This window comes from Chloroflexota bacterium (assembly GCA_009840355.1).
Taxonomy (GTDB): domain Bacteria; phylum Chloroflexota; class Dehalococcoidia; order Lucifugimonadales; family JADFKI01; genus Bin90.
The window spans coordinates 173,127-179,226 of record VXNZ01000046.1 but is presented as its reverse complement, the minus strand read 5'-3'; the positions used below and the strand labels follow the sequence as shown (position 1 = coordinate 179,226).

General features: G+C 57.5%; 6 protein-coding genes. 1 reads left to right on the top strand and 5 read right to left on the bottom strand.

What is annotated here, in order from left to right; translation table 11 throughout:
• Positions 1–94: 94 nt before the first annotated feature.
• Entirely contained in the window at positions 95–523 is a 429-nt protein-coding gene (locus tag F4X57_12415) for a hypothetical protein (protein MYC07953.1), read from the bottom strand.
• 583 nt (positions 524–1,106) lie between these two features.
• On the opposite strand from F4X57_12415, the gene F4X57_12410 reads away from it, so the two are divergent.
• Positions 1,107–2,039: a nucleoside hydrolase gene (locus F4X57_12410; protein ID MYC07952.1), complete on the top strand. Its 933-nt coding sequence runs from the start codon at positions 1,107–1,109 to the stop codon at positions 2,037–2,039.
• A gap of 188 nt (positions 2,040–2,227) precedes the next feature.
• Here F4X57_12410 and phoU read toward each other — a convergent pair whose 3' ends face one another.
• The 4 genes from phoU to pstC all read right to left on the bottom strand — a co-directional run bounded on the left by phoU (position 2,228) and on the right by pstC (position 5,871).
• The gene (phoU, locus tag F4X57_12405; GenBank protein MYC07951.1) at positions 2,228–2,887 is read right to left on the bottom strand and encodes a phosphate signaling complex protein PhoU; all 660 of its coding nucleotides are present in this window, start codon (positions 2,885–2,887) and stop codon (positions 2,228–2,230) included.
• A gap of 93 nt (positions 2,888–2,980) precedes the next feature.
• Positions 2,981–3,775 (bottom strand): phosphate ABC transporter ATP-binding protein, encoded by a 795-nt coding sequence (pstB, locus tag F4X57_12400; protein ID MYC07950.1) that lies wholly within the window; start codon positions 3,773–3,775, stop codon positions 2,981–2,983.
• A 291-nt stretch (positions 3,776–4,066) separates the two neighbouring features.
• Positions 4,067–4,933, bottom strand: coding sequence for a phosphate ABC transporter permease PstA (pstA, locus tag F4X57_12395; GenBank protein MYC07949.1), 867 nt, complete (start codon positions 4,931–4,933; stop codon positions 4,067–4,069).
• 17 nt (positions 4,934–4,950) lie between these two features.
• A complete protein-coding gene (gene pstC / locus F4X57_12390) occupies positions 4,951–5,871 on the bottom strand; it encodes a phosphate ABC transporter permease subunit PstC (protein ID MYC07948.1) in 921 nt (306 codons plus the stop codon).
• Positions 5,872–6,100 lie beyond the last annotated feature (229 nt).

The window sequence follows — 6,100 nt, the reverse complement described above, 5'->3', positions numbered from 1 at the left end:
TTAACGCTTTTCAATCTCAACTTTCTTGATATTGAGTATAGCAGGACTTGGTTATTTTGTCAACCTTTCCGTATAATTCCCTAAGATAAGTGCCTTATCTGCCTCCGTTTCTGCCGGTTGCACCTTCGACTTGCAGCGTGGCGCGCCACGACACCGCCTCGCCTGCACGGCTGTGGATTTCGTAGGAGCGCACCCAGCAATCGCCGGTGTATTTCGGATTGCCCGCCGCCAAGCCGGCCGGAGCGTATTCAAACGGTGTCGGAGCGGTGTGGTATCGAAGCGCGCCCAGCACGGCGTCCGTGCCGGTGTTTGCCGTATCGTCGTATATGCCGCGCAGCGAGAACGCCACCGCCTCGCCGCTCAGATTAAAGTGCGCGCCGTCATCGCCCAGCGCGGTAACATCATCCAGTGCGCGTTCCCCCGGCAACCCGCGTACCTCGCTGACATAAGCCGACAGATCGCGCATCGCGCCGCCCACATCCGCAATCCTAAACCGCGACCCTCTGCCATCCACAAACGCCATCTTCCACCTCCTCACTTCCGCACACAATATAGAATAATTGTTCGCCTCTGTCAATGATATAGTTCTACATGGACGAGACGATTTCACGAATCCCTAATGTTGTCATTCCGAACGCGGTGAGGAATCTGAAATCGTCGCATGCAAGCCTGTTTCCGACTTCAGATTTCTCGCTTCGCTCGAAATGACAGGCGTAAATTGCATTCGTGAAATCGTCTCTTTACATGGATGGACAGGATGAAATTGTGTGCCTTATCCTGCATATTCTGTCCAGTAATGCAAGAATTGACATTGCGCCTTAAGTCTTCTACGCTGGCATTTCGAAACCGCAGAATCTAGGAGGAGGTTCCTGTTGGTTACTAAAGAAAATCAGGCGGAATCGCCGGAGCAGGCGCGTGCGAAACGCGAAAAGCTTATGTCGGAGGAGTACGCCGCCGACATAGAAGAAGGCTTCGCGGAAATCGAGCGCGGAGAGTACCGGACGATAGAGATAGATGAGCGCAACAAGACATACCGAGCCGTCGAATAGACTGCGCCTATCGATTATACCTTCGAGCGAACCTGAGCTGAGCGTGAATTGCCGCTTATGACTACCACACTACCGCCCATTGACATTTCTACCACTGTGCGCTTGCTGGAGCCGCCGGATGGCGCTTGCAGCGTGATTATCGATACGGATACTTGGAATGAGGTGGACGACCAGTTCGCCATTATCCACGCGCTTATGTCGCCGGAGATGCGCATTGAGACGATTCAGGCGGCGGGCTTTCACGCGGCTGTGCGCAATACGAACGATTTCGAGCACGGCATGGAGCTGAGTTACGAGGAGATTTTGCGTGTGCTGGCGCTCTCGCCGGTCAAGTACGATGGTCCCGTGATGCGCGGCTCTCGGCAGACTATGACGGCGACCCGCGGCGAACCCGTGCCCAGCGAGGCTGCGGAGAACATCGTCAACCGCGCGATGCGTGAGCGCGGCGAAACGCTGTATGTGCTCGCTCTCGGCGCGCTGACGAATGTCGCGTCCGCCATCCTGATGGAGCCGCGCATCCGCGAGCGTATCTGCGTCGTCGCGCTCGGCGGCTGGCCTAGACATGCATCGGACTTTCACGATTTCAACTTCATCCAGGATATGCGGGCGGCACAAACCGTCTTCGACAGCGGCGTCGCATTGGTGCAAGTTACTGGGTTCGGCGTATCTGAGCTGCTGAGCACGACGCGCTGGGAAATGATGGAACAAGTGCAGGGATACGGCGAAATCGGCGACTACCTGTTCCAACTCTACGAAGACTTCGTGGCGGACTTCCCCGGACGCGGCAAGCCTATCTGGGATCTCGCGCCGGGCGCATGGCTGCTGGACGCGGGCTGGTTCAGGACGCACATCGAGCCCGCGCCAATCCTGAACGACGAACTGCGCTATGTCCCAATCGCAACACGCCACCCGATGCGAGTAATCGACTGGCTTGACCGCAGCGCGATATTTGCCGACTTCTTCGAGAAGCTGCACAGGCATACGATCTAACAGGATGGCTAGGCAGGATGTGGTCTTTCAGTTGTCATTCCAAACACAGAGTAGCGGAGTGAAGGATCTGAAATCCCTGCCGTAAATCAAGCCGATACGAAGTTTAGGATGCAAGATTCCTCACTGCGTTCGGAATGACAACCCGCAGCGCAGCGATTCAGGGAAGGGCATTGTTGGGGCAAGGATATCTACGCGGTTACTTCGGAGTTGCGCTGGCCGGTTACCATGTAGATGACATTCTCGGCGATGTTCGTAGTGCGGTCGGCGATGCGCTCGATGTTGTGTGCGGTCCAGAGCAGGTAAGTGGCGCGGCGGATGACCGCAGGGTCGCCTAGCATGAATGTCAGCAGTTCGCGATAGACTTGCTCATATAGTGCGTCTATGTCGTCATCGTCCCGCTGCACAACCATCGACGATACGACATCGCGGTTGACGAATGCGTCTAGGCTGCGGCGCAGCATGTCGGACGCCATATCCGACATGCGCGGGATGTCTATCAGCGGCTTCAGCGGCGGCTCGTCGCCCATCATCAGGCAGATTTTCGCTATTCCCTCTGCGTAGTCGCCCATGCGCTCAAGTTCGCTGGCGAGGCGCATCACCGTTACCAGCACGCGCAGGTCAACCGCCATCGGCTGCTGCGTGGCTATCAGGTCGATGCAGCGCTCTTCGATTTCGTACTGCTTGTCGTCGATGATGTCGTCTTCGCGCACCACTTCGCGCGCCATCTCCAAATCGCGGTTCTTCAGCGCGTCGAGTGAGCGTCCGATAGCCTTCTCCACCATGCTGCCCATCATTAGCAGATCGTCTTGAACCATCTGCAGGTCGCGATCAAATTCTGCTCTCGGCATTGCCTCTGTCCTTAATGTGCGTCAACTGAATGGGACATAATGGAGATATATTTAGATGGAATGATGCGCCTATCTCGTTGTGATGGGGCCGGTCTAGCTGAACCTGCCGGTGATGTACGCCTCTGTGCGGTCGTCCGTCGGGTTGGTGAAAATCTGCTGCGTGGGCGCGAACTCCACGAGATAGCCGCACCTTTGCTCGTCAACCATCAGGAACGCGGTGTCGTCGGAGACGCGCGCTGCCTGCTGCATGTTGTGTGTAACGATAACGATGGTGTAATTGACCTTCAGCTCGCGGATGAGCCCTTCGATGGCGAGCGTTGCGATGGGATCGAGCGCGGACGCCGGCTCGTCCATCAGCACCACTTCCGGCTCGACGGCGATGGTGCGCGCGATGCACAGGCGCTGCTGCTGCCCGCCGGACAGGTCTAGCGCACTCGTGTTGAGGCGGTCTTTCACCTCGTCCCACAGCGCCGCCTGCCGCAGCGACTTTTCGACAGCTTCGTCGTAGTTGCCCTGGTAGCCGTTAATCTTCAAGCCGAACGCTACATTGTCATAGATGGACTTGGGGAACGGATTGGGCCTTTGGAACACCATGCCGATGCGCGAGCGAATCTCGGTCGGGTCCACGTCAGCGCCATAGAGATCGTAGCCCTCGAACAGTATGCTGCCGCCGATAGTCGTGCCCGGTATAAGGTCGTTCATGCGGTTGAAGCAGCGTAGCAGCGTGCTCTTGCCGCAGCCGGACGGACCGATAAGCGCGGTAACTTCGCGCCGCTTGATGTCCATGTGGATGTCCCGCAACGCTCGAAAGCTGCCGTAGGTTACGCTGACATCCTCCGCGCCAAGAACTATGTTGCCGTTCGGCTCGGCTGCGCTGTTATTAACCATCCGACCTCACCTGATAGTGGGCTGTCGCGAAAGCCCGTCCTATCCCGTATGACCTGCATATTGATGTCAGTTCCCGTCTGCCGAGACGATTTCACAAATCCCTAATAGTTGTCATTCCGCGCCGTTCTTGTCATTCCGAACACAGTGAGGAATCTGAAATCGTTGCAGGCAAACATGTTTCCGACTTTAGATTTCTCGCTTCGTTCGAAATGACAAGGATGAATTGCCGAAATGACAAGTATAAACTGCATTTGTGAAATCGTCTTGTTTGCCTGCCAGTCGTATGCGTTCTTATGTATCCGACCGCACCTGATACCTATCCCGCAATATAATCGCCACCGCGTTCATCGTCAGCAGCACGACCAGCAGCACCACGATGCCCGCCGCCGCTATGCCACGGAACTCGTCCTGTGGTCGCGATGTCCAGTTGAATATCTGTATTGGCAGCACGGTGAACTGCTCCAGGGGGTGCGCCGGCACGAATGTCAGGTACACCAGCGCGCTAATCGCGATCACCGGCGCCGCCTCACCAAGCGCGCGAGACATCGCCAGGATTGTGCCGGTGAGAATGCCCGGCAGCGCCTGCGGAAGTACTATGCCTTTTACGACCTGCCACTTCTCCGCGCCGAGCGCGTAACCCGCCTGCCGGTATGTATCCGGCACGGCACGGATCGCCTCTCGCGACGCTAATATGACAATTGGCATCACAAGCAGCGCCATCGTCATCGCGCCTGCCAGCAGCACGCGCTCGCCGCTGAACATCCACTGCACAAACAGTGTCAGTCCGAGCAAGCCATATACGATAGACGGCACGCCCGCGAGATTGGACAAGTTTATCTCGATGAAGCCGGTCAGACGGCTCTGCACTGCATACTCTTCGAGGTATATCGCCGCGCCGACGCCGATGGGAATGGCAAACGCCGCGGTGAGCCCCATCAACCAGACGCTGCCCCAGAGGGCGGATTTCAGTCCTGCCTCTTCCGGGTGGCGCGATGGGTAGGAGTTCAGGAAGTTCCAATTGAGCCACGGCGCGCCTTCCGCCAGCACCTGCGCCAGCAGCACCACCAGCCCGACGATGCCTATCATCGTGGCGAGCAGGAACATCACATATATCACGCTGCCCATTTTCTTCCGGAACGGTAAGCGAGGCTTGAACATCGCCGCTGTCTGCTGCATTAGTACTTCTCCCGCCAGCGCCTAACGATGAAATGCCCGAGCAGGTTCATCACCAGCGTGATGAAGAACAACAGCAAGCCAACCGCGAAGATGGTGTTGTACTCGAGCGAGCCGTGCGGTGTTTCGCCGAGGCTTAGCTGCACGATGAACGCTGTCATCGTCTGTATGCTTTCGAGCGGGTTGATGGTGAGGTTCGGCGTCGCTCCGGCTGCGATGGTAACGAGCATCGTCTCGCCGATGGCGCGCGATATGGCGATGATGAACGACGCTACGATGCCGGACAGCGCGGCGGGTACGACCACGCGCAGGCTCACTTCTACGCGTGTCGCGCCCAACGCATACGCGCCGTTACGCAGCGAGTTGGGCACCGAGTTCATGGCGTCTTCGCTAAGCGAAGAGACCATCGGAATAATCATCACGCCCATCACGAGTCCCGCGCTCAGTGCGTTGAAAACCAGCATATCAGGGAAGAGTATCTTTAGCAGGGGCGTTACGAATGTGAGGGCGAAGTAGCCGTACACGACCGTCGGGATACCTGCCAGGATTTCAAGCACGGGCTTGACGATGCGGCGCACCTTGTTCGGCGCGTATTCAGACAGAAAAATCGCCGCCGCCAGACCGACGGGCAGCGCGACCAAAGCCGCGATCGCAGCAATGAGCAGCGTGCCCCCTACCAGCGGCAACACGCCGTAGGCGCGAGGCTTCAGAATCGGGGTCCAGCGGGTGCCTGTGAAAAACTCCCAAGCGGATACAACGCCGCGCTCGACATACGAAAATGGGCTCTGGCTCTCGATGCGCTCGAGCCGTCCGTTCCAGACCTGAAGGCCCTGCTCCAGTTCCGCTATTTCCGCCGACGACTCGCTTCTTTCGATCCTAGTCTCAATCTGACTGATCTCAGACTGAGCGAGGTTAACCGGCATTTCCAGGAAGAAGCCAAACGCCTGTGAGACCAGCGTGAAGATGATGCCGATAGTGGTGAGGACGGATATGAGCGCGCAGCCGAAGAACAGCCAGCGAACAATCCTGCCTTCAAGAGACGCGCCTCGCTTGCGGCGCAACGCGCGCGGCGGCGATAGGGGCGGGCGAGATGAGGCCGCCGGTGGAGGATATAGAGGGCGAGGTAATATGAGTAAAAGACAGAAAAAAATA